This is a genomic window from Mesorhizobium sp. M0174, from assembly GCF_040322275.1.
Lineage (GTDB): Bacteria > Pseudomonadota > Alphaproteobacteria > Rhizobiales > Rhizobiaceae > Mesorhizobium.
Genome location: NZ_JAMYTB010000005.1, coordinates 287,384 through 312,243 on the forward strand (window position 1 = coordinate 287,384; position 24,860 = coordinate 312,243).

27 protein-coding genes, 1 other RNA gene and 1 pseudogene are annotated in these 24,860 nt (G+C 61.8%); 15 read left to right on the plus strand and 14 right to left on the minus strand.

Annotated elements, in window-relative coordinates:
- The first annotated feature begins 82 nt into the window (after positions 1-82).
- Together NKJ13_RS13580 and NKJ13_RS13585 are read left to right on the plus strand one after the other, a co-directional pair.
- Positions 83-1,567 (plus strand): carboxypeptidase M32, encoded by a 1,485-nt coding sequence (locus NKJ13_RS13580; RefSeq protein ID WP_352737799.1) that lies wholly within the window; start codon positions 83-85, stop codon positions 1,565-1,567.
- A gap of 206 nt (positions 1,568-1,773) precedes the next feature.
- Positions 1,774-3,801, plus strand: a complete 2,028-nt coding sequence (locus NKJ13_RS13585; protein WP_352777839.1) for a DUF3857 domain-containing protein — start codon at positions 1,774-1,776, stop codon at positions 3,799-3,801.
- 25 nt (positions 3,802-3,826) lie between these two features.
- On the opposite strand, the gene NKJ13_RS13590 is transcribed toward NKJ13_RS13585, so the two are convergent.
- Positions 3,827-5,629 (minus strand): ABC transporter transmembrane domain-containing protein, encoded by a 1,803-nt coding sequence (locus tag NKJ13_RS13590; RefSeq protein WP_352737802.1) that lies wholly within the window; start codon positions 5,627-5,629, stop codon positions 3,827-3,829.
- A gap of 204 nt (positions 5,630-5,833) precedes the next feature.
- Here NKJ13_RS13590 and rpmE point away from each other — a divergent pair, with 204 nt between their 5' ends.
- Positions 5,834-6,055 carry a 50S ribosomal protein L31 gene (gene rpmE, locus NKJ13_RS13595; protein WP_006327661.1) on the plus strand — a complete coding sequence of 74 codons (222 nt, stop codon included), beginning with the start codon at positions 5,834-5,836 and terminating at the stop codon, positions 6,053-6,055.
- Positions 6,056-6,322: 267 nt separating this feature from the next.
- Here rpmE and NKJ13_RS13600 read toward each other — a convergent pair whose 3' ends face one another.
- Positions 6,323-6,964, minus strand: coding sequence for a TetR/AcrR family transcriptional regulator (locus tag NKJ13_RS13600; protein ID WP_352687181.1), 642 nt, complete (start codon positions 6,962-6,964; stop codon positions 6,323-6,325).
- Positions 6,965-7,075: 111 nt separating this feature from the next.
- Between NKJ13_RS13600 and NKJ13_RS13605 the strand changes: the two genes are divergently transcribed.
- On the plus strand, positions 7,076-7,909 hold the full coding sequence (locus NKJ13_RS13605) for an NAD(P)H-binding protein (RefSeq protein WP_352504929.1): 834 nt from the start codon (positions 7,076-7,078) through the stop codon (positions 7,907-7,909).
- Between the two features lies 1 nt (position 7,910).
- The gene (locus NKJ13_RS13610; RefSeq protein WP_254816440.1) at positions 7,911-8,390 is read left to right on the plus strand and encodes an anthrone oxygenase family protein; all 480 of its coding nucleotides are present in this window, start codon (positions 7,911-7,913) and stop codon (positions 8,388-8,390) included.
- A gap of 25 nt (positions 8,391-8,415) precedes the next feature.
- On the opposite strand, the gene NKJ13_RS13615 is transcribed toward NKJ13_RS13610, so the two are convergent.
- The 4 genes from NKJ13_RS13615 to NKJ13_RS13630 form a co-directional block, all read right to left on the minus strand.
- Complete coding sequence (locus NKJ13_RS13615) at positions 8,416-8,727, minus strand: Rdx family protein (protein WP_352737804.1); 312 nt, start codon at positions 8,725-8,727, stop codon at positions 8,416-8,418.
- Positions 8,724-9,518: an RDD family protein gene (locus NKJ13_RS13620; protein WP_352504928.1), complete on the minus strand. Its 795-nt coding sequence runs from the start codon at positions 9,516-9,518 to the stop codon at positions 8,724-8,726. The genes NKJ13_RS13615 and NKJ13_RS13620 overlap by 4 nt, the downstream gene beginning before the upstream one ends.
- 66 nt (positions 9,519-9,584) lie before the next feature.
- Positions 9,585-10,334 (minus strand): YebC/PmpR family DNA-binding transcriptional regulator, encoded by a 750-nt coding sequence (locus NKJ13_RS13625; RefSeq protein ID WP_352737805.1) that lies wholly within the window; start codon positions 10,332-10,334, stop codon positions 9,585-9,587.
- Positions 10,335-10,568: 234 nt separating this feature from the next.
- Positions 10,569-10,892, minus strand: coding sequence for an ArsR/SmtB family transcription factor (locus NKJ13_RS13630; RefSeq protein WP_352737806.1), 324 nt, complete (start codon positions 10,890-10,892; stop codon positions 10,569-10,571).
- A gap of 52 nt (positions 10,893-10,944) precedes the next feature.
- On the opposite strand from NKJ13_RS13630, the gene NKJ13_RS13635 reads away from it, so the two are divergent.
- The 3 genes from NKJ13_RS13635 to NKJ13_RS13645 are packed head-to-tail and all read left to right on the plus strand — an operon-like array spanning position 10,945 to position 12,304.
- Positions 10,945-11,427, plus strand: a complete 483-nt coding sequence (locus NKJ13_RS13635) for an SRPBCC domain-containing protein (RefSeq protein ID WP_352737807.1) — start codon at positions 10,945-10,947, stop codon at positions 11,425-11,427.
- A gap of 17 nt (positions 11,428-11,444) precedes the next feature.
- Positions 11,445-11,807: a VOC family protein gene (locus tag NKJ13_RS13640; RefSeq protein WP_352737808.1), complete on the plus strand. Its 363-nt coding sequence runs from the start codon at positions 11,445-11,447 to the stop codon at positions 11,805-11,807.
- A gap of 29 nt (positions 11,808-11,836) precedes the next feature.
- Positions 11,837-12,304, plus strand: a complete 468-nt coding sequence (locus tag NKJ13_RS13645) for an SRPBCC family protein (RefSeq protein ID WP_352737809.1) — start codon at positions 11,837-11,839, stop codon at positions 12,302-12,304.
- Between the two features lie 21 nt (positions 12,305-12,325).
- Here NKJ13_RS13645 and NKJ13_RS13650 read toward each other — a convergent pair whose 3' ends face one another.
- From NKJ13_RS13650 to ssrS, 4 genes are all read right to left on the minus strand, one after another.
- Positions 12,326-13,090: a TerC family protein gene (locus NKJ13_RS13650; RefSeq protein WP_254816433.1), complete on the minus strand. Its 765-nt coding sequence runs from the start codon at positions 13,088-13,090 to the stop codon at positions 12,326-12,328.
- 70 nt (positions 13,091-13,160) lie between these two features.
- Positions 13,161-13,985 carry a TIGR00282 family metallophosphoesterase gene (locus tag NKJ13_RS13655; RefSeq protein WP_023678036.1) on the minus strand — a complete coding sequence of 275 codons (825 nt, stop codon included), beginning with the start codon at positions 13,983-13,985 and terminating at the stop codon, positions 13,161-13,163.
- A gap of 80 nt (positions 13,986-14,065) precedes the next feature.
- Positions 14,066-14,653 carry a 5-formyltetrahydrofolate cyclo-ligase gene (locus NKJ13_RS13660; RefSeq protein ID WP_254816432.1) on the minus strand — a complete coding sequence of 196 codons (588 nt, stop codon included), beginning with the start codon at positions 14,651-14,653 and terminating at the stop codon, positions 14,066-14,068.
- A 137-nt stretch (positions 14,654-14,790) separates the two neighbouring features.
- Positions 14,791-14,946, minus strand: a non-coding RNA gene (ssrS, locus tag NKJ13_RS13665) — 6S RNA.
- 176 nt (positions 14,947-15,122) lie between these two features.
- Here ssrS and NKJ13_RS13670 point away from each other — a divergent pair.
- From NKJ13_RS13670 to msrB, 7 genes and pseudogenes are all read left to right on the plus strand, one after another.
- Positions 15,123-15,962 (plus strand): AAA family ATPase, encoded by an 840-nt coding sequence (locus NKJ13_RS13670; protein WP_352737810.1) that lies wholly within the window; start codon positions 15,123-15,125, stop codon positions 15,960-15,962.
- Between the two features lie 118 nt (positions 15,963-16,080).
- Positions 16,081-16,527 carry a GNAT family N-acetyltransferase gene (locus NKJ13_RS13675; protein ID WP_352737811.1) on the plus strand — a complete coding sequence of 149 codons (447 nt, stop codon included), beginning with the start codon at positions 16,081-16,083 and terminating at the stop codon, positions 16,525-16,527.
- A gap of 62 nt (positions 16,528-16,589) precedes the next feature.
- Positions 16,590-16,784 carry a type II toxin-antitoxin system HicA family toxin gene (locus NKJ13_RS13680; protein WP_126104508.1) on the plus strand — a complete coding sequence of 65 codons (195 nt, stop codon included), beginning with the start codon at positions 16,590-16,592 and terminating at the stop codon, positions 16,782-16,784.
- Between the two features lie 9 nt (positions 16,785-16,793).
- Positions 16,794-17,198, plus strand: a complete 405-nt coding sequence (locus tag NKJ13_RS13685) for a type II toxin-antitoxin system HicB family antitoxin (RefSeq protein WP_254816428.1) — start codon at positions 16,794-16,796, stop codon at positions 17,196-17,198.
- A 9-nt stretch (positions 17,199-17,207) separates the two neighbouring features.
- Positions 17,208-18,385: pseudogene (locus NKJ13_RS13690) on the plus strand (vWA domain-containing protein).
- On the plus strand, positions 18,386-19,207 hold the full coding sequence (locus NKJ13_RS13695) for an MBL fold metallo-hydrolase (protein ID WP_352737812.1): 822 nt from the start codon (positions 18,386-18,388) through the stop codon (positions 19,205-19,207). It begins immediately after the preceding pseudogene.
- A gap of 109 nt (positions 19,208-19,316) precedes the next feature.
- Complete coding sequence (msrB, locus tag NKJ13_RS13700; RefSeq protein ID WP_352737813.1) at positions 19,317-19,721, plus strand: peptide-methionine (R)-S-oxide reductase MsrB; 405 nt, start codon at positions 19,317-19,319, stop codon at positions 19,719-19,721.
- A gap of 3 nt (positions 19,722-19,724) precedes the next feature.
- Here msrB and NKJ13_RS13705 read toward each other — a convergent pair whose 3' ends face one another.
- The 4 genes from NKJ13_RS13705 to pyc all read right to left on the minus strand — a co-directional run bounded on the left by NKJ13_RS13705 (position 19,725) and on the right by pyc (position 24,708).
- Entirely contained in the window at positions 19,725-20,039 is a 315-nt protein-coding gene (locus NKJ13_RS13705; protein WP_254816425.1) for a hypothetical protein, read from the minus strand.
- Positions 20,040-20,105: 66 nt separating this feature from the next.
- Positions 20,106-20,546: a DUF4268 domain-containing protein gene (locus NKJ13_RS13710; protein ID WP_254816424.1), complete on the minus strand. Its 441-nt coding sequence runs from the start codon at positions 20,544-20,546 to the stop codon at positions 20,106-20,108.
- A 169-nt stretch (positions 20,547-20,715) separates the two neighbouring features.
- Positions 20,716-20,976, minus strand: coding sequence for a DUF2312 domain-containing protein (locus NKJ13_RS13715; RefSeq protein WP_023719653.1), 261 nt, complete (start codon positions 20,974-20,976; stop codon positions 20,716-20,718).
- Between the two features lie 273 nt (positions 20,977-21,249).
- Positions 21,250-24,708, minus strand: a complete 3,459-nt coding sequence (gene pyc, locus NKJ13_RS13720; RefSeq protein WP_352737814.1) for a pyruvate carboxylase — start codon at positions 24,706-24,708, stop codon at positions 21,250-21,252.
- Positions 24,709-24,860 lie beyond the last annotated feature (152 nt).

Below are 24,860 nucleotides of genomic sequence, written 5' to 3' on the forward strand. Positions count from 1 at the left end.
GCGTCGGTCGCGGGCGGCTTTCGGGGTTGCCAACAGTTTTGCATTGATATCTTTTCTCGCCGTCAAATCAGCGGAACCCACAATGTCCTTTCAAAAACTCGACGACCTCGGCCACAAACTCGAAGCACTGGAACACGCCCTCGCCATCCTCGGCGCCGATGAAGCGACCCATATGGCGGTCGGCGGCGGCGAGAAGCGCGCGGAGGCAATGTCGGCGCTTGCCGGCATGCACCATGCCCGGGCGACTGCGCCGGAGATTGCCGACTGGATCGCGGCGGCCGAGCAGGAAGCGCTGAACGAAGAGCAGCAGGCCGCGGTCAGGGAATTTCGCCGGCAATACACCAACCTGACCTGCCTGCCGGTCGAATTCGTCGAGCGCCAGACGACAGCGCGCATGCGCTCCGAGCAGCTCTGGCGCGACCTGCGCGCCAAGAACGACTGGGCCGGCTTCCTGCCGGCGCTGGAAGGCGTCGTGGCGCTGGTCCGCGAGGAGGCGGCACTTCGCGCCGCGGTGCTCGGGCTCGAGCCTTACGACGCGCTGATGGAGCAATATGACCCGGGCAATCGCACCGCCGACATCACGCCTGTGTTTGCCGAGTTGAAGGCCTTCCTGAAAGGCTTCGTACCGGAGGCACTGGCCGTGCAGGAAGAGCGGCTGGCGAAACATCCGCTGAAGCCACTTTCCGGCAGCTACCCCTTGGACAAGCAGCGCGAGCTCGGCCTCGCCATGATGACGGCAGTCGGCTTCGACCTCACCCACGGCTCGCTGTCGGTTTCGCACCATCCGTTTTGCGGCGGCGTGCCGAGCGACGTGCGCATCACCACCCGCTACAAGACCTCGGATTTCCTGTCGGCGCTGATGGGCGTGCTGCACGAGACCGGCCATGCGCTGTACGAGCAGAACCTGCCGAAGGCATGGGCGCACTGGCCGCTCGGCAAAGCGCGCGGCATGGCGGTGCATGAAAGCCAGAGCCTGTTCGTCGAAAAGCAGATCGGCCGCAATCCAGAATTCTGGCGCTGGGCGCTGCCGGTGGTCGAAAGACACCTTGGCGAGAGCTGGACGATCGACGACATCCTGCCGCATGTGCACCGGGTCGAGCGCGGCCTGATCCGTGTCGATGCCGACGAGGTCACCTATCCGCTGCACGTCATCCTGCGCTACGAGCTGGAGCAGGAGCTTGTCTCGGGACGGCTGGAAGCAGCCGACCTGCCCGAGGCCTGGGATGCCAAGATGCGCGATTATCTCGGGCTGTCGACATCAGACAATCCGGCTGATGGTCCGATGCAGGACGTCCACTGGCCGGGTGCCGCCTTTGGCTATTTCCCCTCCTACACGCTCGGCGCCATGATGGCGGCGCAGCAATGGGCGGCGCTGACAAGGGATCATCCTTCAGCCGACGAAGACCTCGCCAAGGGAGATTTCGCCGCGATCAACGACTGGCGCCGCAAAAGGATCTGGTCGCAAGGCTCGCGCTGGTCGACGCCGGAACTGCTCGAACGCGCCACCGGCGAAAAGCTCAATGCCGTACATTTCACCGATCACTTGAAGAAGCGGTACGGGAAGTGAGCCGTTCCGTCTATTCCCGGCTCTTGCCGCGGTGACCGCAGAAATCCGCGAAACTGGCCTTTACTTTGGTGGGAAAGCCTCTGAAAAAGGAGTTCTTCCAAGTTGGGCGAGCGTAGATGTCTGCCTGTTACAGTTTTCATAGGATGAAGTCTTTCTGGCCCTGCTTGGTAATTTTCATCTTATTGGTCGGTCTGAGTTCTCCGGCCATGTCCGACGACATGGTTTTCAAGGGTCCGGCAGAAAGCTGGGTAGAGCAGCTTGAAATTCCGGCTGCCGATCCCGCCCGATCGGATCAAATCAAGAATGGCGTTTCATGGCTGCTCTCGGACGACCAGATCAAGCATTGCGCCGGCGGCTATGTCGAGTACTCGCGCACCGTCTATAAGATCGTCGACCGTCCCGGCCTGGATCGTGGCGCGAGTATCGATCTGCAGTTCGATCCGTCCCGGCACAAGGTCACGCTCAACCATCTTCACATCATCCGCGATGGCGCCGTTCTGGACCGGCTGGAAGGCGTCGAATTCGACATCTTCCGCAGGGAAAGAGACGCCGAGAAAGGCGTCTTCGACGGCTGGCTGACTGCACATGTCAACATCGATGACGTGCGTGCCGGCGACATCGTCGATTACGGGTCGACCTACGAAGTAACACCGCTGGTCGGCAAGGACCTTTTCTTCAAGAATTTCGCCACCGAATGGGAAGAGCCGGTAGCGCTTATCCGCACAAGCATCATTTGGCCTTCGGGCCAGCTGCTCCAGATCAAGACAAGGGGAACCCGACTTAAGCCCTCAATCTCCCCGACTGGGCCGGACACCACTTATCTATGGGAAATTCCAAACCCGAAACCGGTCAATGTCGAGGATAACCTGCCCGTAACCTATCCAGGCTGGGGCTCCATCGATGTCGCGTCTACCGCGATTTGGCAAAGTGTGGTCGATGCCGTTGCGCCCTATTACAAGCCAGCGACCGTTTTCCCCCCGGCTTTTGCCGCAAAGCTCGACGACATCGCTCTGCGACATCCGGTGCCGGAGGACCGAATGGTCGAGGCAATGCGGTTGGTGCAGGACCAGATCCGCTATGTAAGCCTGTCGATGGGTGCCGGTTCCTACGTTCCGCGTGATCCCGCGACGGTCATCTTGAGCGGGTTCGGTGACTGCAAGGACAAGGCCCTGCTGCTGGTCTCGTCGCTTGTGCGGCTTGGCATTGCTGCCGAGGTCGCCTTGGCCGATCTCGACGAGGGACGAGCCCTGGACCAGCATCTGCCGGCGCTCCGCGATTTCGACCATGCCATAGTCAAGGCAAGGATCGGAGCAAAGACATATTGGCTGGACGCCACGAACTATCTTCAGGGCGGCACGGCGCACAATCTCGCACAGCCGGACTACGGCTTCGCGCTGCCGCTTTCCAGCACCGGCGGGTTGGAGAAGATGCCGAGCCCTGTGCTCACCAGCCCATCGATCCAGATCGCCGAGGAATTCGACTTTCCGCGCAAACCGGGCGATCCTCTGGTACTGACGGTCTTCTCGACATATGAGGACGCCGATGCCGATTGGATGCGCGGCAATTTCGCCAGCCGGTCGCTGAGCGAGGTGTCGGACGCCTACCTGAAATACTACAACAAGCAATATCCAGGCATCCAAACTATCGCCAAGCCGGAAATCGTGGATCGCCGCGACGGCAACATAGTGAGCGTGAAGGAAAGTTATCGCTTGCCGGCGGAGGCGCTGGCGGCCAACGATCTGGCAAAGAATTTCCCGATCCGCGCGGCCGATCTCGGCAACAACTCTCTTCCAACCCCGACAATCGTCGACCGAACCGGGCCCGTCTCCCTCGGCTCCCAGTTCTACCGCCGCCACAAGGTGACCGTGCGCAACCTCAAGGCGAGATTTTCCGGCGAATCGATGAAAAACGTCGTGACGCCCTATCTGTCTCTCAAGGCGTCCTGGTCCAACACGCCCACCGAATTTCAAGTTGAATGGAACTTTCAGACGCTGGCAAGCGAAGTGCCGGCCAAGGCGATTGCCGACTATCTGAAAACCGTCGATGACGTCGCAGACCAAATTCGCTGGCAGTACGATTTTACCTATGAAGAGCCGCCCGCCGATGTGCAGCTCAGCGATCCGGCAAAGGAGCAGCGACAGACCGTCGCCAGCATGCTTTTGTTGTCGTTGCTTGTCGGCGTTCCCCTGTTCATCGCCTATCGACGCGGCAAACGCCGAGCTTTCGGTAGCTGAAGAATCCCGGCCGTCGCGGGCAGACCTACTCGGCCGCGCCCCTGAAAGCATTCGCACCGGTATCGAACTGCAGCTTGGCCAGCCGCGCATAGATGCCGCCCTTGGCGACCAGGCTCTGATGCGTGCCTTCCTCGACGATGCGGCCGCCGTCCATGACCAGGATGCGATCGGCCTTCAGCACGGTTGCCAGCCGATGGGCGATGACGATCGTGGTGCGGCCCTGCATCAGCCGGTCCAGCGCCGTCTGCACCAGCGTCTCGCTTTCGGCATCGAGTGCCGAGGTCGCCTCGTCGAGCAGAAGGATCGGCGCATCGCGCAGAATGGCGCGGGCGATCGCCACGCGCTGGCGCTGGCCGCCCGACAGCGTCACGCCGCGCTCGCCGACCTGGCTGTCATAGCCTTTTTCGAGCTTCAGGATGAACTCGTCGGCAAGCGCGTCCTTCGCCGCCGCCTCGATCTCGGCCTGGCTAGCACCGGGCCGGCCAAAGCCGATATTGTCGCGCGCGCTCGCCGCAAAAATGGTGACGTCCTGCGGCACGATGGCGATGCGCGCGCGGATCGCGGCCGGATCGGCCTCGCGCAGATCGACCCCGTCGATGACGATCCTGCCGGCCTCCGGATCGTAGAAGCGCAGAAGCAGCGAAAACACCGTGCTCTTGCCGGCGCCGGATGGCCCGACGATCGCCACCGTCTCACCGGGTTTGACCTGAAAGCTCAGGCCATGGACGGCGGCGCGGTCGGGCCGGGCCGGATAGGAGAAGGAGACATCGTCGAAGCTGACCGCGCCTCTCGCCTTTGCCGGCAGCGGCTTCGGATCGGCGGGCGCCTGGATCGCGGGTTTCTCGGCCAGGATCTCGGTCAGCCGTTCGGCGGCGCCCGCTGCCTGGGACAGTTCGCCCCAGACTTCCGACAGGGCGCCGAGCGCGCCGGCGGCGAACACCGAATAGAGCAGGAATTGGCCAAGCGTGCCCGGCGACAGCGTGCCGTCGAGCACGTCGCGCGAACCGAACCACAGCACCGCCACGACCGACGAAAAGATCATGAAGATGGCGAAGAAGGTGAGAAAGGAGCGGGCAAAGATCGAGGCCCGCGCCGCTTCGAACGCTGCTTCCACGGCGGATGAAAAATACCCGGTTACAAGCTTCTCGTTGGTGAAGGCCTGCAGGGTGCGCACCGCGCCGATCTGCTCGCTGGCGTAGGCGGTGGCATTGGCCAGAGTATCCTGCGCCAGCCGTGACTTGCGCCGCACCGAGCGGCCGAAGGCGACCAGCGGCAGCACGATTAGCGGAATGGCCGCGATAACCAGGCCGGACAGTTTTGGGCTGGTGAAGACCATCATCGCCACGGCGCCGAGGCCAAGGATGACGTTGCGCAAAGCCACCGAGGCGGTGGCACCGACGGCCGATTTGACCTGCGTCGTGTCGGCGGCGAGCCGCGAGACGATCTCGCCCGACTGGGCCGTATCGAAGAAGGAGGGCGACAACGTGGTGACATGGGCAAAGACATCGCGGCGGATATCGGCAACGACGCGCTCGCCGAGCGTGATGACGAAATAGTAGCGGCTGGCAGACGCCGCCGCCAGCACGGCGGCCATCACCACCAGCATGGCGAAATATTCGGCAATGAAGCTGGAATCGGAAGCGGAAAAGCCGTGATCTATCATCCGCCGCACGGCCAGCGGCAGCGCCAGTGTCGTCGCCGCCGCGACGGCCAGCGAGGCGATCGCGCCGATGACCATTTTGCGGTAATGCATGATATAGGGAAACAGGCGCTGCAGCGGCCTCAGCGAGCGCCTGCGCTCGTCTGCATCGCCACTGATGTTCGCCATGACCCGTTTCCTTTGGCCCTTTGAGGTTTGCGCCATCAATATGCGCTTGCCGCGGCCTTGTGATTCAATTCCGGCTGATGTATAGGCTCGCCGACCGTTTTAGAAGCCGTGGCTCCTCAATAGCTGCGGCTTCGAGTTTTAAAAAGGGGCGCATCGACGCAGGCTTCAGCCCGTCGGCAGCACCCGGCAGCCAGGAACAGAACCATGAAGACCGACATCCATCCCGACTATCACACCATCAAGGTCGTCATGACCGACGGTACCGAATACATGACCCGTTCGACCTGGGGCAAGGAAGGCGATACGATGAACCTCGATATCGACCCGACCACTCATCCGGCCTGGACCGGCGGCCAGCAGACCCTGCTCGACCGCGGTGGCCGCCTGTCGAAGTTCAAGAAGCGTTTCGAAGGTTTCGGCCTCTAAGCACTGGCGTTTCGCTGATCGAGAAACCCGCCCTCGTGGCGGGTTTTTTATTGATTGGGCCTCAGCGGCAATCATCTCAGGTTTGGCGCTGCCCCTCACCCTTACCCTCTCCTCGTGAAGAACGGGGCGAGGGGTCGCCGGCGCTGGAGTTCCCCCTTCTTCCCGTCTCTAACGAGGAGAAGGTGCCGGCAGGCAGATGAGGGCCAGCGCCCCGCTTCCGCAGTTGATCGCCACCACCTAACGGCCTGTCCCTACGAGCACGGCGGCCTACCCGTCCACCAGCTCGCGCAGCGCCATTCGCTTGTAAGCGGCAACCAGCCTGTCGCCTTCTTCTCGCCCGACCGAGATCGCCAGCCGCATGGCGGCTTCGCCCAGCTGCCAGATGAGAAATGCCGTCGCTTCCAGCGCCGCCGGATCGGCAGACGGCCGCAGCCTTTTCAGCACCGCAGTGAGGAATTCGGCGTTGGCCCGGCTGTCGGCAAGCTCAAGCTCGCGCAGCGCCTTGTCGGCCTGCGTGCCCGACCAGATATCGCGCATCACCGGCTCCGCCAGGAACATTCCGTAGTAGGTATCCACCAGTTCCGAAAACGCCTTCCACAGGCCTTCGGCGTCACTGACCTCCGCCAATGCCGTGGCAATGCAGGCCTGGCTTTCCGCGGTGTAGCGCTCGGCCAGCGCCCAGATGATTGCCCGCTTGTCCGGGAAGAACTGGTAGAGCGAGCCGATCGACACGCCAGCCCTCTCGGCCACCACTCCCATGCGCATGGCGTCGCTGCCTTGCTCGGCGATCAGCGCCGAGGCGGCGGCCAGCATGCGCTCGACCCGCTCGCGGCTGCGCTGCTGGCTCGGTGCCCGGCGCGGCGATGCGATCTGGCCGTCCTGTGAATCCGATACGGCAGAGCCTTCCATCACTGTCTCCCGACGAACAATCAACAAATTGGCTTGACTCGCAAAATACGAGGGTTTATCACGTTTTGCAAATGTGAGGATTACTCACATTTCAAACTGAGGAAAATCGACATGAACCCTACTGTAACGAGACCAACTTTGATCCTCGGCGGCACCGGCAAGACCGGCCGTCGCCTCGCCGAGCGGCTGACGGCGCGGGGCCTACCGGTACGGATAGGCTCGCGCTCGGGCACGCCACCCTTCGACTGGGAAAACAAAGCCACTTGGGAACCCGCCCTTGATGGTGTCGGCGCCGTCTACATCAGCTACTATCCTGATCTTGCGGTGCCCGGCGCGGCCGACACGGTCGGCGTCTTCTCTCGCCTTGCCGTGCAGTGTGGTGTGCGCCGGCTGGTGCTGCTGTCGGGGCGCGGCGAAACGGAAGCGCAACGTGCCGAAGAGATGCTGAAAGCCTCAGGCGCCGATTGGACGATCCTGCGCTGCGCCTGGTTTTCCCAGAACTTCAGTGAGGGGTTTCTCGTGGATGCCCTGCGCGAGGGCGAGGTGGCGTTGCCGGTCGGCAATGTCGGTGAGCCATTCGTCGATGCCGACGATATCGCGGACGCCGCCTTTGCCGTACTAACCCGGCAGGGCCATATCGGCCAGCTCTACGAGTTGGCCGGGCCGCGGCTGCTGAGCTTCGCCGACGCGGTCGCCGAAATCGGCAGGGCCGTCGGCCGCGACATTCGTTTCAAGCGGATTTCACACGCCGAGTTCACCGCCGCCATCGCCGAGCATGAGTTGCCGGCCGAGTTCGCGTGGCTGCTCAACGAGCTGTTCACCGAAGTCCTCGACGGCCGCAACGAGTCGCTGACAGACGGCGTCGAGCGCGTGCTCGGCCGCGCCCCAAAGGACTTTTCCGCCTACGCAACCGAAACCGCCTCAACCGGCATCTGGAGCAACTGACATGATCATGAAACTGCTTCCCACCCTCACTTTCGTCGCTGCCATTGGCTCAGGCGTTGTCGGCGGCGTTTTCTTCGCCTTCTCCAACTTTATCATGCCGGCGCTCGGCCGCTTGCCTGCCGGAGGCGGCATCGCCGCCATGAATTCGATCAACATCACCGTGATTACGCCGGCATTCATGACCGCGCTTTTCGGCACCGGGCTGGTCTGTCTTGTCCTTGCCGCCGGCGCTCTTATCGGCTGGAGCCAACCGGGTGCATTCTGGCTCCTCGCCGGCGCCCTGATCTACCTCGTCGGCAACCCGATCGTGACGATGATGTTCAACGTGCCGCTCAACAACGCCCTGGCCGCCGTCGATCCGACAAGCGCCAACGGCGCTGCAGTATGGGCCACTTATCTCAGGGACTGGGTGATGTGGAACCATGTCCGCACCATCACCGCCATCGTGGCGCTGGGCTGCTTCATCTTCGCCTGGCGGTGAATGCAGGACGGAAGTGTAAAAGGCCTCAGGCAGGGTCTTTTGACTTATCGCCCTTGCGGTCGGCATGGCCCAGATCGCGATCCGGATCGATGACGTCGCGAACCAGTTGCTTGAGCTTTGCGGCGTCGGGGAAACCGCCGTCCCGCTTGCGGTCCCAGACCAGCGTGTCATTGCAGGAAATGGTGAAGATGCCGCCGGTGCCGGGCACCAGCGTCACTTCGCCCAGATCGGTGCCGAAGGTCGACAGCAGCTCCTGCGCCATCCAGCTGGCCCTGAGCAGCCACAGGCACTGGGTGCAATAGGTGATGCGGACGCGGGCTTTGTCTGACACGTTCATGTCTCGGTCTCATCTGCGCGAACTGTGGTTACGGCAAATCGATCGTGTATCGGGTCGTTGCCAAGAGCTATGGATATTGCGATCCAGATCGGCCAGACCATAACCAAGACCAACGCGGCGTATGCACCGACAATCTCCAGCCGGGAGAAGTCCTGCGCGACCCCAGGAGCGCTGCCCCAAGCCTGAACAGTGTACCACCCTCCCATGAACATTATGGGCAAAGCGCCGAGAAATTTCATTCCCTGCCGCCGAACAGCCTTTCGTACGGGTAGTCCGATTCTATTTTTGTCATCCTGGTCATGCACTATGAGCGCCGCGAACCGCTTGCCGATTGGCTGGCCAGAGGTCAACTCCATGACAAGGAGATAAGACGCGAGAACGACCAGTTCGAGGAAACCCAGATCCAATGCTGCCGGTCGGATATTGCCCTGCGAATCCAAATCAAATGAGATGGAGGGATTTCCTTCAGACTGTGAGCCCGAAGCCGTTCCCAGGGCCCATTCGGCGACCGTCAAACCGAACAGCGACGTTCTGCATATCTGCCAATCGTAACGGGCAAATGATGGATCACTTGCTCCGTTTAACGTAGCCGCCTGACATAGTCTCCAGTTCAACCAAAAGCTGCCTTTGACTCCGCCGTCAGTTAGCAGAAACAAACCCGCTACAAGTCCGTAAAGAGGTATCAGGACGATAAGATAGTCGATGATCGAAGCGAACAGCCGGCGCCATATGCCACCCCGGCGAGGCCAGGACATCGCGTCAGAAAAACGAGCCTCGTCAGTGTCAGTCATCCGTCCCCCATCAGTAACTGACAGCTCTAGAAGAAAGATACGTGGTCGATGCGCGGCGTTCTCAACTTACGCCGCGCTGAGCTTCGCCAAGGTCTCCTCGTCGACCTCGAAATTGGCGTAGACGCTCTGCACGTCGTCGTCGTCTTCGAGCGTCGCGACCAGCTTCATCAGCGATTGTGCCCGCTCCTCGTCGACCGCGATATTGGTCTGCGGCCTCCAGATCGGCTTCACTGATTCAGCCTCGCCGAGTGCGCCTTCCAGCGCCTTCGACACTTCGCCGAGATTCTCGAAGGCGCAATAGATCGTGTGGCCTTCCTCGTCCGACTGGACATCGTCGGCGCCGGCCTCGATCGCTGCGTCCATCACCTTCTCGGCGCTGCCGGCCGATGCCGGATAGTAGATCTCGCCGACGCGGTCCCACATGAACGAAACCGAGCCGGTCTCGCCCATCGCCCCGCCGGCTTTGGTGAAGGCAGCGCGCACATTCGACGCCGAGCGGTTGCGGTTGTCGGTCAGCACCTCGACGATCAGCGCGACGCCGCCTGGCCCGTAACCCTCGTAGCGAACGGCTTCGTAGGTCTCGGCATCGCCCATCGACGCCTTGTTGATGGCGCGCTGGATGTTGTCCTTCGGCATCGACACCGCCTTGGCGTTCTGCACCGCAAGGCGCAGGCGCGGGTTCATCGATGGATCAGGCGTGCCGCTCTTGGCGGCGACGGTGATTTCGCGCGCCAGCTTGGAAAACATTTTCGATCGCACCGCATCCTGGCGGCCCTTTCGATGCATGATGTTCTTGAACTGTGAATGGCCAGCCATGGCACCCCTGTCGTTTTCTCGGCTAGAGCATCTGCGGCCTGGTGAACCACCCGGCGCCTTGCAAAATGCTCGAATTCAAAACTTCAGAACGTCCTGCTGCGTCCGGACGGACGTACGGCGCTCTCTGTCGGAATGGCCGGCTTATAGATAAATCGGCTCAATTCGTCCAGCCGCGCCATTGCGTCGGACACGCAAGGGTCTCAAGGCCCGAAAGTGGCAGGCTTCGGCAACCTTTCATCCCTCAAGATCGGATTTCAGCCGGTCGAGGATGCTGATCGCGTGCGTGGCATATTGACTGATCCAGCGGTCGTGGATGTGCTTGATCGGCAGCGCGTTGAGATGGTTCCAGCGTTCGCGCCCCTCGCGGCGCACCACGACCAGGTCGGCCTCCTCCAGCACCTTCAGATGCAGCATGACCGTGCAGCGGTCCATGTCTGGGAAGGCATCGCACAGCATGCCGGTGGTCTGCGGCGCATCCTTCAGCCGGTCCAGCAACGCACGCCGGCGCGGATGCGCCAGCGCCTTGAAAACATCGTCGTCCTGCGCCGTGCTTGACATGTTATGTTTTTATAACATAATGCCGTTGCATTTCAAGGAAGGAGCTGTGGATATGTCTCTTGGATTCAGGGTTTCTGGCCGCATCGGCAAACCCGTCGCCGAAGTCTTCGATGCGGTCGTCAATCCGAAGAAGCTCAGCGGCTACTTCACCACGATCGGCGGCGCCAGCGCACCGCTGCTGGCGGGCGCCACCGTCATCTGGTGGGGCAAGGTTCCCGTGGAGGTCGACCAGGTGGAGAAAGACAGCCGCATCGTGCTGCGCTGGGATGCGACCGACGCCGACGGCGAGCCCGCCTACAAGACCCGCATCGAGATGAATTTCGAGCCGCTCGACGACGGCGGCACCTTCGTCACCATCGCCGAAACCGGCTGGCAAGAGGACGCGGTCGGCCTGAAGAAATCTTACCTCAATTGCGAGGGCTGGTCGCAGATGCTGGCCTGCATGAAGGCCTATGTCGAATACGGCATCAATCTGCGCGACGGCTATTACCGCAGCGAGATGAAGGGCGAGCCGGCCAACGAGAACAACATCTGAGAGCAAATGGAGTAAGAATGACCGCGAAGATCACCGGCGGCATCAACATCGCGATGAAAGTCCCGCCGCATCAATACCAGGCAACGATCGCCTTCTATCGCGACGTCATCGGCCTGAAGCCATTCACGGCCAAACCGCCGGCCGTCGGCTTCGAACTCGGTCCCAATCGACTGTGGATCGACGAGGCGCCGATGATGAACCAGGCCGAGATATGGCTGGAACTGTTCACCGATGATTTTCCGGCCGCAGCGGAGCATCTCGCCAAGGCCGGTGTCGTGCGCTGCGACGCCATCGAGGCACTGGGTGAAGGCTTTCGCGGCGGCTGGATCACCAACCCGGCCGACATCATTCACCTGGTGCGCGAACCCGATGCCTGGTGAACAGGCGGCACCGTGGAAAGGAGGACGATATGGAAATCCGCGAAACACCGACCGCCGAAGCCGGCATGCTGATAAGGCGGCCGGTCGCCGACGTATTCGAGGCCTTCGTCGATCCGGCGATCACGACGAAGTTCTGGTTCACCCATGGCAGCGACAGGTTGGACAGCGGCAAGGAAATCCATTGGGAATGGCGCATGTATGGCGTCTCGACGACGGTCAATATCCGTGAGATCGTCGAAAACAAGAAGATCGTCATGCAATGGAGCGATCCGCCGACCACGGTGGTGTGGACCTTTACCGCGATGCCGGGCGCCACGACCTTTGTCGAGGTCCGCAATTTTGGCTTTGTCGGCAGCCGCGATGAGCAGGTCACGCAGGCGATCGACTCGACCGGCGGTTTTGCGCTGGTGCTCGCCGGCGCCAAGGCGTGGCTGGAGCAAGGCGTGACGCTCAACCTGATCGGCGACCGCCATCCGAAAGGCGTGCCGGGGCATTAGGTCAGCCGCGGTGGGTCATCTTCAGTGCCCGCCGCCCTTTGCCTTCTTCCGCCGCCGCGCCAGCATGTTGAGCCCTTCGACCAGGGCCGAAAAACCCATGGCGGCGTAGATATAGCCTTTCGGCACATGGTAACCCATGCCGTCGGCGATCAGGGTCATGCCGATCATCAGCAGGAAACCCAGCGCCAGCATGACGATGCTGGGGTTCTTGGCGATGAAATCGGCCAGCGGCCCGGCCGCCAGCATCATCACGCTCACCGCCACGATCACCGCGATGTACATGATCGCGATTTCGTCGGTCATGCCGACGGCGGTGATGATCGAGTCGATCGAGAAGACGAGGTCGAGCAGCAATATCTGGAAAATCGCGCCGGCCAGCGAAAGCTGCAGCGTCTCGCCCATCATGGTGTCCTGGTGATCATCGAGATCGACCGTGTGGTGGATCTCCTTGGTCGCCTTCCAGACGAGAAACAGGCCGCCGGCGATCAGGATCAGGTCGCGCCATGAAAACCCGTGGCCGAAGGCGGTGAATATAGGCGTCGTCAGTTGGACGATGATCGAGATGGTGGCCAGCAGGATCAGCCGCATCACCAGCGCGGCGGAGATGCCGAGCCGCCGGGCGCGGGCCCGCTGCGCTACCGGCAATTTGTTGGTCAGGATCGAGATGAAGATCAGATTGTCGATGCCGAGCACGACCTCCAGCACGATCAGTGTCAGCAGCGCGACCCACGCAGTCGGGTCGGAGACAAAAGCGAAATGCGGCGCCAGGAATTCGACTAGCTGCATGGAGGTCGTCCCCTCTACGATCTAGAGCAGTTTCGCCGGCAATTGGGTATTGCAAGCGTCTATATCAATGTCACGACCAGAAGGATGGAGCCGTTTCCTCGAGCCGCGGGCCGCGGCGAAACGGCGCGATCCGTTCTGTCAGGCCGCTACGGTCGGAAATGTCGACGCCGACGCCGCACAATGTCGCCGGTCCGGTCGACGCCTCGAAGCGGCCTTTCGGCACCTTGGACAAGAACCGGTTGAGCGGCTCCTCCTTGTCCATGCCGAGCGAGGAATCGTAATCGCCGCACATGCCGGCATCGGAAATATAACCGGTGCCGCCATTGAGAATCTGGTGATCGCCGGTCGGCTGATGGGTGTGGGTGCCGACAACAAGACTGGCACGGCCGTCGACGAAATGAGCGAAGCACATTTTTTCCGAGGTCGCCTCGGCATGGAAATCGATGACGATTGCATCGGCCTGCTCGCCAAGCGGACAAGCGGCAAGTTCGCGCTCGCCGGCCTGGAACGGATCGTCTAGCTCCGGATGCATGAACACCCGACCCATGATGTTGGCGACCAGCACGCGCGCGCCGTTCCTGGCGATATAGACGCCTGAGCCGCGCCCCGGCGTACCCTTGGGGAAATTGGACGGACGCAGGAAGCGTTCTTCGCGCGGCGCGAAAATCAGCGCATCGCGCTGGTCCCAGACATGGTTGCCGGTGGTGACGACATCGGCGCCGGCCGAGATCGTCTCGCGAAAAATCTCCTCGGTGATGCCGAAGCCTCCGGCGGCGTTCTCGCCATTGACGATGACGAAGTCGAGTTTGAAATCCGAGATCAGGCCGGGCAGTTGTTCCCACACCGCCGTACGTCCTGTCTTGCCGACCATGTCGCCGAGGAAGAGAAGTCTCATATAAGCGCGATCCCGAACCGAAGGTCAGCGAAGCAAAAGCTGCATGACTTTCGGAAAAGACCATGCGTCCAGGAACTTATCTACAATTTCGGCGCGAACCGGCGCAACCCGCTCTCGGTGAGTATTTCGGGAATGATCACGTCATGCGGCTCGTCCGGCACCAGGGCCACCTCCTGGCAGTCGAAGGCAATGCCGATCAGCCGCGGCTGCTGGCCCTTGTCGGCCAGCCGCCCGATCGCCCGATCGTAATAGCCTGCGCCGTACCCGATTCGGTGCCCGCGCGCATCGAAGGCGGCAAGCGGCACCAGCATAAGCTGCGGATCGAGCACCTCGGCTTCCTCATGCGGCCCGACTGTGCCGAAACCCATGTCGATCATCGGCGCGCCGCGCACCAGTTCGCGAAAAACGATGGTGGTCTTGTCGAGGATGGCCGGTAGGCAGAGCCTTGCCCCCTTCTCGCGCAGGGCAAACATCAGCGGCCGGACGTCGACTTCCGAGCGCATCGGCCAGAAACCGGAGACGATCTGGCCCGGCTCGACCGTGATCCGATCGCGCGCCGTCTCGGCCATTTCGAGTGCTGCCTCCACACGCCAGAAAGGATCGAGCGCATCGCGGCGCCCGAGGGCTTGGTTGCGGAGATTTTTTTTCAGGTCTTTTGGGGATGCCATGCGCCGACGGTAGAAAGGGTCAGATTTGGATGGAGTGTTACGAGCGACGTTTTGGAGGAGCGGGGCGAACTTTTCGTTCGAGAGCACCGCACAAAGCGGCGCGACGACAATATCCGCCAGATGGCCTTTTCGATAGGTGACGATCCACACAACCGGTGGAGAGAGCGATCCCGGGAACCTACAAAGTAGGTGGGCGCCGTATGAGAAAACCCACGGGTCTTCCCAGGGACAGCTCCCTAGGGATCATTAAGGCCCCGGGGAAAATGTTCTCCTGCCGGGAAGCGCAGACCGTCATGCCCAATATAGGCTGACGCCAGACCAAGCGCCAGAGAGGCGACATGTTTCGACGCGTAATTCGACGCAGAACCCCTCGGCGAGGGCCGCGCCGGCAAGATCCCCGCTTCGCCAGCGACGCCTTGCACAGCGAAGGCCGCGTCCTTAGGGTCGCGCGATGAACTCGGGAGCAAAAATGCGTTTCGAAGGCACGGCGGCCTATGTTGCCGACAAGGATCTGATGGTGGCGGTCAACGCGGCGATCGCGCTTGAGCGGCCATTGCTGGTCAAGGGCGAGCCCGGCACCGGCAAGACCGAACTTGCCCGTCAGGTGGCGGCAGCGCTCGGCCTGGATCTGATCGAATGGCACGTCAAATCGACCACGCGGGCGCAGCAGGGCCTCTATGAATATGATGCCGTCTCGCGGCTGCGCGACAGTCAGCTCGGCGACGAGCGCTTCAACGACATCCGCAATTACATCAAGCGCGGCAAGCTGTGGGACGCCTTCGCCGCCGGCAAGAAGGTGGTGCTTCTGATCGACGAGATCGACAAGGCCGATATCGAATTCCCCAACGATCTGTTGCAGGAACTGGATAGGATGGAGTTCTTTGTCTACGAGACCGGCGAGACCATCCGCGCCACCGTCCGGCCGATCGTCATCATCACATCCAACAACGAAAAAGAGCTGCCGGACGCCTTCCTGCGCCGCTGCTTCTTCCACTACATCCGCTTTCCCGACGTCGAGACGCTGCACAAAATTGTCGACGTGCACTATCCCGGCATCAAGCAGAACCTGGTGCGCGCCGCACTCACGCAATTCTATGAAATCCGCGATGTGCCGGGCCTCAAGAAGAAGCCGTCGACCTCCGAGGCACTCGACTGGATCCGCCTGCTGGTTGCCGACGACATCGCGCCCGAGGATCTGCGCGCCGACGCGAGGAACGCGCTGCCCAAGCTGCACGGTGCGCTTTTGAAGAACGAACAGGACGTGCATCTGTTCGAGCGCCTGGCCTTCATGGCGAGACGGCAAGGGTGAAGGGCCGGTCAGTCGGAAGCCGACGAAAGCCCCCGGACAGTGCTTTCCCGTCGCTGGACCGTTGCCCTTGGCCAGGCACGGAGGCAGCTTCGGGTTGCCGACCTCAGAGGGAAACGAAATGACCGAGATCACCGTCCGCCCATTGGCGCAATCCGACCATACCGACTGGCGACGTCTGTGGACCGCCTATCTCACCTTCTACGAAACCAAGCTGCCGGAAGAGGTTTACGCCGTCACCTGGAAGCGGCTGTTCACGGCGGGCGAGTTCGAGCCGAAAGGTTTCATCGCCACCCTCGACGGCAAGGCCGTCGGCCTGACGCACTATCTCTACCATCGCTCCTGCTGGTCGGAGATAAACAACTGTTATCTGCAGGACCTGTTCGCCGACCCCGATGTGCGCGGCAAGGGCGTCGGCGCCGCCCTGATCGAAGCGGTCAAGCAGGAAGCCGGCAAGATCGGTGTCAAGAACGTCTACTGGATGACCCACGAGACCAACACCACCGCACGCAAGCTCTACGACCACGTGGCGCGCAGGACCGGCTTCATCGAATATGATTTGATGTGATGGCTGCTGACGATTGAAATGGCCACTGTTGCGCAATATATTGCGCATGATCAGGACTGCCCGTGCCGCTGATCGAGACCAACACGCGCAAGATTGTCACGAGGCTTTTACGTGACGGCTGGGTGAACGTAGGCGGCGGCAAACACGAGAAATACGAGCATCCGGAAAGGCCGGAGATCATGATCATTGTGCCGCGGCATCGCGAACAATCTCTGGGTGTTGCGCGGTCGATCGCCCGGCTTGCTGGATGGATTTAAGGACGAATCATGACGCACTATGTCGGAATTCTTGACGGCGCAGATGAAGTCTGGGGAGTGCGGGTGCCTGATCTTCCCGGATGTCACGGCGGTGGCGCAAGTCCCGAAGAGGCGATAGCCGATGCGACTTCTGCCGTTCGCGAATGGGCAGAGACACGAATGGCGAAGAACTTGCCCTTGCCCGCCGCGCGCACTGTGGCAGATCTGCTCCGACTGGGCGAAGTCGATAGCGCTGCCGGTGAATCCGCCGTGATGATCCCTGTGCTGATCGATTCCGGACGGCCTGTCCGGGCCAATCTGTCGCTCGACGCAGGTCTTTTGGCGGCAATCGACGAAGAAGCGGGTCGGCGTGGTCTGACGCGTTCCGCCTTTATCGCCAGCGCCGCACGGGAGAAGATCGAGGGACACAGATAAAATCGGACCATGTTCATCCCCTTCTTCCTCGAACTGAAGGCAGCGCGGGTTCCGGTCTCGCTCCGCGAATATCTGTCGCTGCTGGAGGGGTTGGAAGCCGGGCTGGTCGACTATGACGTCGAGGGCTTTTACTACCTCGCCCGCGCCGCGCTGGTGAAGGACGAGCGCCACATCGACCGCTTCGACCAGGTCTTTTCGCACATCTTCAAAGGTGTCGAGACGCTGGCTGGCGAAAAGCCGGTCGATGTCGCAAACATCCCGGAAGGCTCGCCGAAAAGCACCTGACCGATGAGGAGAAGAAGCTGGTCGAGGCGCTGGGCGGCTTCGAAAAGCTGATGGAGACACTGAAGAAACGACTGGAGGAACAAAAGGGCCGGCATCAGGGCGGTTCGAAATGGATCGGCACCGGCGGCACCTCGCCCTTCGGCGCCTATAGCTACAATCCCGAAGGCGTGCGCATCGGCCAGCATGAAAGTCGCAACCGCCGTGCGGCAAAAGTCTGGGACAAACGCGAGTTCAGGAATTTCGATGACGCCGTCGAACTCGGCACCCGCAACATCAAGGTCGCGCTGAAGCGCTTGCGCCGCTGGGTGCGCGAAGGCGCCGAAGAGGAGTTCGACCTACCCGGCACCATCCACGCCACCGCCGAGCGCGGCTATCTTGACATCAAGACACAACCCGAACGTCGCAATGCCGTGAAGCTGCTGATGTTCTTCGATGTCGGCGGCTCGATGGACGACCATGTCAGCAGTGTCGAGGAGCTATTCTCGGCCGCCCGCGCCGAATTCCGCCAGCTCGAATATTTCTACTTCCACAACTGCCTCTACGAAGGGGTATGGAGGGACAATCGCCGCCGCCATGCCGAGGTGATTCCGACCTTCGACCTCATCCATAAATATGGCCCCGACTACAAGGTGATCGTCGTCGGCGACGCCTCGATGAGCCCCTATGAGATCGGCCAACCCGGCGGCTCGGTCGAGCACTGGAACCAGGAGGCCGGTGCCGTGTGGCTCGGCAGGCTGCTGCAGCAATGGCCGAACGCCATTTGGCTCAATCCGGAAGACGCGAAGAACTGGGGCTATACCCATTCTATTGCCATGATCCGCGATATCTTTGGCGGCCGCATGTTTCCGCTGACGCTCGCCGGCCTCGAAGCCGCGACGAAGCAACTTTCAAGGAAGCACTGAATGGACCCACGCAAAACAGGACGGTCGACCTGTTTCCTTTGCCTGCAATGCGGTGTCCAGTTCGCGGCGACAGCGACGCCGCGGCAACATTGCCCGATCTGCGAAGACGAGCGGCAATATGTGCGCTGGGAGGGCCAGGCCTGGACCACGCCGGAAGAGCTCGCAGGCGGGCACCGGGTCGTGATCAAGGATGATGCCGGCGTGCTCGCCTTCGGCATAGAGCCGCGCTTCGGCATCGGCCAGCGGGCGTTGCTGGCGCAAACGCCGCACGGCAATGTGCTGTGGGACTGCATCTCGATGGTCAGCGACGACGCGGTGGCCGAGATCAACCGCCGGGGCGGCCTGGCCGCCATCGCCATTTCGCACTGCCATTATTATTCGGCAATGGTCGAGTGGAGCGAGGCGTTTGGCGGCGTGCCGATTTATCTGCACGCCGATGATCGTCAGTGGATCATGCGGCCGCATCCGGCGATCATCAGCTGGGAAGGCGAAACGCGCGCCATTAACCCGTCGCTGACGCTCATCCGCTGCGGCGGCCACTTTGCCGGTGGCCAGGTGCTGCACTGGAAGCGCGACAGCGGCAATGCCATGCTGGCCGGCGACATCCTGCAGGTGACGCCTACGCGCCGTCATGTCAGCTTCATGTACAGCTACCCGAACTATATCCCGCTCAACGCGACGAAAGTGCTCGGCATCAAGGCCGCGCTGGAGCCTTTCACGTTCGACCATATCTACGGCGCATGGTGGAACCAGAATGTCATCGGAGACGCAAAGGCGGCATTTTCAGCATCGGTTGCGCGCTATCTCGCGGCCCTCGCCTGAGGAATTCGTCGCAGCAGGATAGGAAATACGAGCAAACGCCGTAACAAATGCCTATTTCAAGCGAAGTTGGGAAGGCAACCCAAATAGCGACATAAGCTAAGAGGAAAAAATGGACAGCCACACCTACCCCGTTACCCGCACCGATGCCGAATGGCGCGCCCGGCTGACGCCCGAGCAATATGCGGTGATGCGCAACCATGGCACCGAGCGGCCGGGAAGCTGCGCCCTGCTGCACGAGAAGCGCGCCGGCACCTTCTCCTGTGTCGGCTGCGACCAGCCCTTGTTTGAATCCAACCTGAAATTCGAGAGCGGCACCGGCTGGCCGAGCTTCAACGATCCCGTGCCGGGCTCGGTCGAGACCACCGTCGACCGCAGCTACGGCATGGTCCGTACCGAGTGCCATTGCGCCCGCTGCGGCAGCCATCTCGGCCATGTCTTCGAGGACGGCCCGCCGCCGACCGGCCTGCGCTATTGCATCAACGGCGTGGCGCTCAAATTCGAGCCGGCCGCCTGATCGTCAGGCCACGACCACCAGGATCAGCCACAACGTCGCGCCAAGCGTCATCAGCGAGGCCTTGGCGCCACTCGATTTTCCGGCAGTTCGCCAAACGGCAAAGGTCAGGAAGATATTATAGGGCACCGGCGCGAAATGCACCGCCAGGACTAGCGCAAGCGGCAGCTTCAGCCCAAGCAGAATGAGTGCCGCCACCGACAACGCGACGTTGATCGCTGTGCCGACAACGACCATGTCGCGCCAGAACAGCCGATCGAGCGGCACGCCGCCCAGCCAGCGTGAGCGGAAGAAGGCGGCAACGCGCGACATGATCGTCATCGATCGACCGGCTCCCTCGCTCTGCTCACCAGAGCGGTTCTAAGGATTGCGTCTGGAAATCCTGCTTTATTCCTGACCCAGAACTTCGGCAATCGCGCGCTCGAAACGTGAGGCTTCCGTAACCAGCCAGTCGGTCATCGCCGGCCAATTGTCTTCGGCAAAACAATTCACCCGCCACATCGAATTGATGCCGAGGCCGTCGCAACTTTGTTCTGGCCTGAGCTTCAGCCTGTCTTCGATGGCCGGCTGGAACGGCTTCAACCGTGACCAGGCTTGCGTGGCACCGAGTTTCTCGTTGCGGCCGAAGAAGACGCCGACATGATTGTGCGCAGGCGCGACATACATGGAAATGACCAATGCGAAGTCGGGCAGCCCACGCTGCCAGAACCACGGTCCGCGCCTCGCCAGCAGAGCCCTTTCATCCGGATGCCGTTCCGCGAACAGCGTCCAGAAGCTGCGTTGGCGGAATTCAGAGGCGCGGCGGGCGCCAAAATCGAATTCGCTCATGGTTCGATGCCCGCTCCAGCATCAGGCCAAGACTGTTTCGAAATTCGCTCTGGCGAGTCATATGGTGGTGGTTTCGAGAACCGGAGCGCAGCGGACTTTTAGGTCCGTGAGCATCGGAAGCGCCGAAACACCATCGGATCGCCGCCGGAGTAGAATTTCCAGACAGTCTCTACACCATTCCAAGCGCGGCCTTGTAGAGGTCGAGAATGGATTCCTCTTCCTGCCGCTCGGCCTGGTCCTTCTTGCGCAGCCGGATGATCGACCGCATCGCCTTGGTATCGAAGCCGGTGCCCTTGGCCTCTGCGAACACTTCCTTGATGTCGTCGGCAATCGTCTTCTTCTCTTCCTCGAGCCGCTCGATGCGTTCGATGAAGGCGCGCAACTGGCCGGCGGCAACAGTCTGGCTGGTCTCGGTGATGTCGTCGGCCATATTCTTCTCTCCGCGTCGTTTCTCGCCGCGACTCGGGGAGACCCGAGCGGCGAATTGCAGCGGTTCGATGCCCGACCGGGCGCGGCGGGTCAAGGTGCTATCGATGCGGCATGAAGGGGTTGGGCACGCCTTAAGGTGTGTTGAGATTCAGGTCAGGCCGAGCCGAAAACGATGGCTGCCGAGAACCGGAGCGGAGCGTACCTGAGTACGTGAGCACCGGAAGCGCAGGAAGCCGGCGTTTACAGGCCGGCATCACCTGAATATCAGCACACCTTACCCGAATGCGATCAGCAGATCCTTTGCATCGATCTGGTCGCCGGCCTTGACCAGCACCTCGGCTATGGTGCCGTCGCGTTCGGCATGCAACGCCGTTTCCATTTTCATCGCTTCGATCGACAGCAGCACGTCGCCGGCCTTTACCGCCTGGCCGGCAACGACCGCAAGCGCCGAGACGACGCCAGGCATCGGCGCGCCGACATGCGCCTCATTGCCCGGCTCCGCCTTGCGCCGTACCTTGGCAGCGGAGGCGCCATGCGCCCGGTCCGGCACCTTCACCCGGCGCGGCTGCCCGTTGAGCTCGAAGAACACGGTGACCATGCCCTTTTCGTCGACATCGCCCATGGCAAGGCAGCGCACCACCAGCGTCTTGCCTTTTTCAATATCGACGAAAATCTCGTCTTCCGGCTTCATGCCGTAGAAATAGGTCGGGGTCGGCAGCACGCTGACCGGCCCGTAGGTCTCCTGCGCGGTTGCAAAATCGGAAAACACCTTCGGATACATCAGCCACGACGCGAACTCGAACTCACTAAGCTTGCGCTCGAGTTTTTGCTCGACCTCCGTGCGACTGGCCTTGAGGTCCGCCGGTTTGAGCAGCGAACCCGGCCGCACCGTGATCGGCTTTTCGCCCTTCAGCACCTTCTTCTGCAATGGCTTTGGCCAGCCGCCCGGCGACTGGCCGAGATCGCCGCGCAACATCGACACCACCGAATCCGGGAAGGCGATGTCCCGCGCCGGATTCTCGACGTCGGCGACGGTCAGGTCCTGGCTGACCATCATCAGCGCCATGTCGCCGACGACCTTGGACGACGGCGTCACCTTGACGATGTCGCCGAACATCAGATTGACGTCGTGATAGGTCTGCGCCACTTCGTGCCAACGTGTCTCCAGCCCGAGCGAGCGCGCCTGTTCCTTGAGGTTGGTGAACTGCCCGCCCGGCATTTCATGCAGATAGACCTCCGATGCCGGCCCCTTCAGGTCGCTTTCGAAGGCGGCGTACTGGTTGCGCACCGCCTCCCAGTAGAACGAGATGTTCCTGATCCATTGCGGGTCGAGGCCCGGATCGCGCTCGGTGCCTTTCAGCGCCTCGACGATCGAACCCAGGCACGGCTGCGAGGTGTTGCCCGATAGCGAATCCATCGCCGCGTCGATGGCGTCGACGCCGCTCTCCACCGCCGCCAGCACGGTTGCCGCCGACAGGCCGGATGTATCGTGGGTGTGGAAGTGGATCGGCAGGTCCGTCGTCTCGCGCAGCGCCTTGAACAGCACGCGGGCCGCCGCCGGTTTCAAAAGCCCGGCCATATCCTTGACGGCGATGATATGGGCGCCTGCCGACTGCAATTCCCTGGCCAGGCCGACATAATATTTCAGATCGTATTTGGCCCGCGCCGGATCGAGTATGTCGCCGGTATAACAGATCGCCGCTTCGATCAGCTTGCCCTCGGCGCCGACCGCATCCATGGCGACCCGCATGTTCTCGACCCAGTTCAGGCAGTCGAAGACGCGGAACAGGTCAATGCCGCCGACAGCGGCCTGGCGGACGAAATGCTGGACGACGTTGTCGGGATAGTTGGTATAGCCAACGCCATTGGCGCCGCGCAGAAGCATCTGCAGAAGAAGGTTGGGTGCCGCCTCGCGCACTTTGCTCAGCCGCTCCCATGGGTCTTCGGTGAGAAAGCGCATGGCGACGTCGAATGTGGCGCCGCCCCAGCATTCGAGCGACAAAAGCTGCGGCAGAGCACGCGCATAGGTGCCGGCAATTCCGGCAATGTCATAGGTGCGCACACGCGTCGCGAGCAAGGATTGATGCCCGTCGCGCATTGTCGTGTCGGTGACCAGCACCTCTTTTTGCTCGCGCATCCACGCGGCGAATTTCTCCGGCCCGAGCACGTCGAGCTTCTGCTTGCTGCCTTGAGGCACATTGCCGTCGAGATATGGCACCACTGGTGGCGCCGCATCGGCCTTTGGCTGCGGCCGGCCGCGCGTCTCGGGATGGCCATTGACCGAAACATCGGCAAGATAGTTGAGCAGCTTGGTCGCGCGGTCCTGCCGCTTCACACTGGCGAACAGTTCCGGCGTCGTGTCGATGAACTTGGTGGTGTAGGAATTGTCGGCGAAGCTCGGGTGATTGATGATCGCCTCGAGGAAGGTGAGATTGGTCGCCACGCCGCGGATACGGAATTCGCGCAGCGCCCGGTTCATGCGGGCAATGGTCTCGGCCGGCGTCGGCGCCCACGCCGTCACCTTTTCCAGCAGCGGATCGTAGAAGCGGGTGATCACCGCGCCCGAATAGGCGGTGCCCCCATCAAGGCGGATGCCGAAGCCGGTGGCACCGCGATAGGCGGTGATGCGGCCATAATCGGGGATGAAATTATGTTCGGGATCTTCCGTGGTGATGCGGCACTGCAGGGCGTGACCGTTGAGCCTGATGTCCTTTTGCGCCGGCACGCCCGATTCCGCCGTGCCGATGGCAAAGCCGTCGAGGATATGGATCTGCGCCTTGACGATGTCGATGCCGGTCACCTGTTCGGTGACGGTGTGCTCGACCTGGATGCGCGGATTGACCTCGATGAAATAGAATTTTCCGGTGTCGGCATCCTGCAGGAACTCGACCGTGCCGGCGCCGATATAGCTGGTTTGGCGCGCAATTCTCAGCGCGTAGCCGCAAAGCTCTTCGCGTTGTGACATTTCGAGATACGGCGCCGGCGCCCGCTCAACCACTTTCTGGTTGCGGCGCTGGATCGAACAATCGCGTTCGAAGAGGTGCACGGCGTTGCCTTGGCAGTCGCCCAGCACCTGCACCTCGACATGGCGGGCGCGCTCGATCAGCTTTTCGAGATAGACCTCGTCCTTGCCGAAAGCCGCCTTCGCCTCACGCTTGCCTTCCATGACCTCGCGGGCGAGATCGGCCTCGGAGCGGATGGCGCGCATGCCGCGGCCGCCGCCGCCCCAGGATGCCTTGAGCATCACCGGGTAGCCGATCGTCGTGGCGAGTTCCCTTACCGCCGCCATGTCGTCCGGCAAGGGATCGGTAGCGGGAATTACCGGCACGCCGACTTCGATCGCGAGATTGCGCGCGGCGACCTTGTTGCCCAGCCTGCGCATCGTATCGGGCTTTGGCCCGATGAAGATGATGCCGGCCCTGGCGCAGGCCTCGGCGAATTCCGGGCTCTCCGACAGCAGCCCGTACCCCGGATGGATGGCGTCGGCACCCGAAAGCCTGGCGACGCGGATAACCTCCTCGATCGACAGATAGCTTTCGATCGGCCCCATATCCCTGGCCAGATGCGGCCCGCGCCCGACCTGGTAACTTTCGTCGGCCTTGAAGCGATGCAGGGAGTATTTGTCCTCCTCTGCCCAGATCGCCACGGTTTTAAGGCCGAGCTCATTGGCCGCGCGGAAGACGCGGATGGCTATTTCGGAGCGGTTGGCGACAAGGATCTTCGAGATTGCCAAGGACAGGGCTCCGGATGCGGGGAAGGGAACTGCCGGACATGATTAGCGCGAAAATGCTGCAGTGCAAACAAAATCGAAAAGAGCATTAAACCGATTTAGTTTGATCTAATCGCGTTGACGCATTGCGTGTCGATCCGGACAACGCCTGGGCA

What these genes read in the sequence shown, in the direction of transcription:
- NKJ13_RS13580 (WP_352737799.1), top strand. Translation starts at nt 83, where the DNA reads ATGTCCTTTCAAAAACTCGACGACCTCGGCCACAAACTCGAAGCACTG.
- NKJ13_RS13585 (WP_352777839.1), top strand. Translation starts at nt 1,774, where the DNA reads ATGTCCGACGACATGGTTTTCAAGGGTCCGGCAGAAAGCTGGGTAGAG.
- NKJ13_RS13590 (WP_352737802.1), bottom strand. Translation starts at nt 5,629, where the DNA reads ATGGCGAACATCAGTGGCGATGCAGACGAGCGCAGGCGCTCGCTGAGG.
- rpmE (WP_006327661.1), top strand. Translation starts at nt 5,834, where the DNA reads ATGAAGACCGACATCCATCCCGACTATCACACCATCAAGGTCGTCATG.
- NKJ13_RS13600 (WP_352687181.1), bottom strand. Translation starts at nt 6,964, where the DNA reads ATGGAAGGCTCTGCCGTATCGGATTCACAGGACGGCCAGATCGCATCG.
- NKJ13_RS13605 (WP_352504929.1), top strand. Translation starts at nt 7,076, where the DNA reads ATGAACCCTACTGTAACGAGACCAACTTTGATCCTCGGCGGCACCGGC.
- NKJ13_RS13610 (WP_254816440.1), top strand. Translation starts at nt 7,911, where the DNA reads ATGATCATGAAACTGCTTCCCACCCTCACTTTCGTCGCTGCCATTGGC.
- NKJ13_RS13615 (WP_352737804.1), bottom strand. Translation starts at nt 8,727, where the DNA reads ATGAACGTGTCAGACAAAGCCCGCGTCCGCATCACCTATTGCACCCAG.
- NKJ13_RS13620 (WP_352504928.1), bottom strand. Translation starts at nt 9,518, where the DNA reads ATGACTGACACTGACGAGGCTCGTTTTTCTGACGCGATGTCCTGGCCT.
- NKJ13_RS13625 (WP_352737805.1), bottom strand. Translation starts at nt 10,334, where the DNA reads ATGGCTGGCCATTCACAGTTCAAGAACATCATGCATCGAAAGGGCCGC.
- NKJ13_RS13630 (WP_352737806.1), bottom strand. Translation starts at nt 10,892, where the DNA reads ATGTCAAGCACGGCGCAGGACGACGATGTTTTCAAGGCGCTGGCGCAT.
- NKJ13_RS13635 (WP_352737807.1), top strand. Translation starts at nt 10,945, where the DNA reads ATGTCTCTTGGATTCAGGGTTTCTGGCCGCATCGGCAAACCCGTCGCC.
- NKJ13_RS13640 (WP_352737808.1), top strand. Translation starts at nt 11,445, where the DNA reads ATGACCGCGAAGATCACCGGCGGCATCAACATCGCGATGAAAGTCCCG.
- NKJ13_RS13645 (WP_352737809.1), top strand. Translation starts at nt 11,837, where the DNA reads ATGGAAATCCGCGAAACACCGACCGCCGAAGCCGGCATGCTGATAAGG.
- NKJ13_RS13650 (WP_254816433.1), bottom strand. Translation starts at nt 13,090, where the DNA reads ATGCAGCTAGTCGAATTCCTGGCGCCGCATTTCGCTTTTGTCTCCGAC.
- NKJ13_RS13655 (WP_023678036.1), bottom strand. Translation starts at nt 13,985, where the DNA reads ATGAGACTTCTCTTCCTCGGCGACATGGTCGGCAAGACAGGACGTACG.
- NKJ13_RS13660 (WP_254816432.1), bottom strand. Translation starts at nt 14,653, where the DNA reads ATGGCATCCCCAAAAGACCTGAAAAAAAATCTCCGCAACCAAGCCCTC.
- NKJ13_RS13670 (WP_352737810.1), top strand. Translation starts at nt 15,123, where the DNA reads ATGCGTTTCGAAGGCACGGCGGCCTATGTTGCCGACAAGGATCTGATG.
- NKJ13_RS13675 (WP_352737811.1), top strand. Translation starts at nt 16,081, where the DNA reads ATGACCGAGATCACCGTCCGCCCATTGGCGCAATCCGACCATACCGAC.
- NKJ13_RS13685 (WP_254816428.1), top strand. Translation starts at nt 16,794, where the DNA reads ATGACGCACTATGTCGGAATTCTTGACGGCGCAGATGAAGTCTGGGGA.
- NKJ13_RS13695 (WP_352737812.1), top strand. Translation starts at nt 18,386, where the DNA reads ATGGACCCACGCAAAACAGGACGGTCGACCTGTTTCCTTTGCCTGCAA.
- msrB (WP_352737813.1), top strand. Translation starts at nt 19,317, where the DNA reads ATGGACAGCCACACCTACCCCGTTACCCGCACCGATGCCGAATGGCGC.
- NKJ13_RS13705 (WP_254816425.1), bottom strand. Translation starts at nt 20,039, where the DNA reads ATGACGATCATGTCGCGCGTTGCCGCCTTCTTCCGCTCACGCTGGCTG.
- NKJ13_RS13710 (WP_254816424.1), bottom strand. Translation starts at nt 20,546, where the DNA reads ATGAGCGAATTCGATTTTGGCGCCCGCCGCGCCTCTGAATTCCGCCAA.
- NKJ13_RS13715 (WP_023719653.1), bottom strand. Translation starts at nt 20,976, where the DNA reads ATGGCCGACGACATCACCGAGACCAGCCAGACTGTTGCCGCCGGCCAG.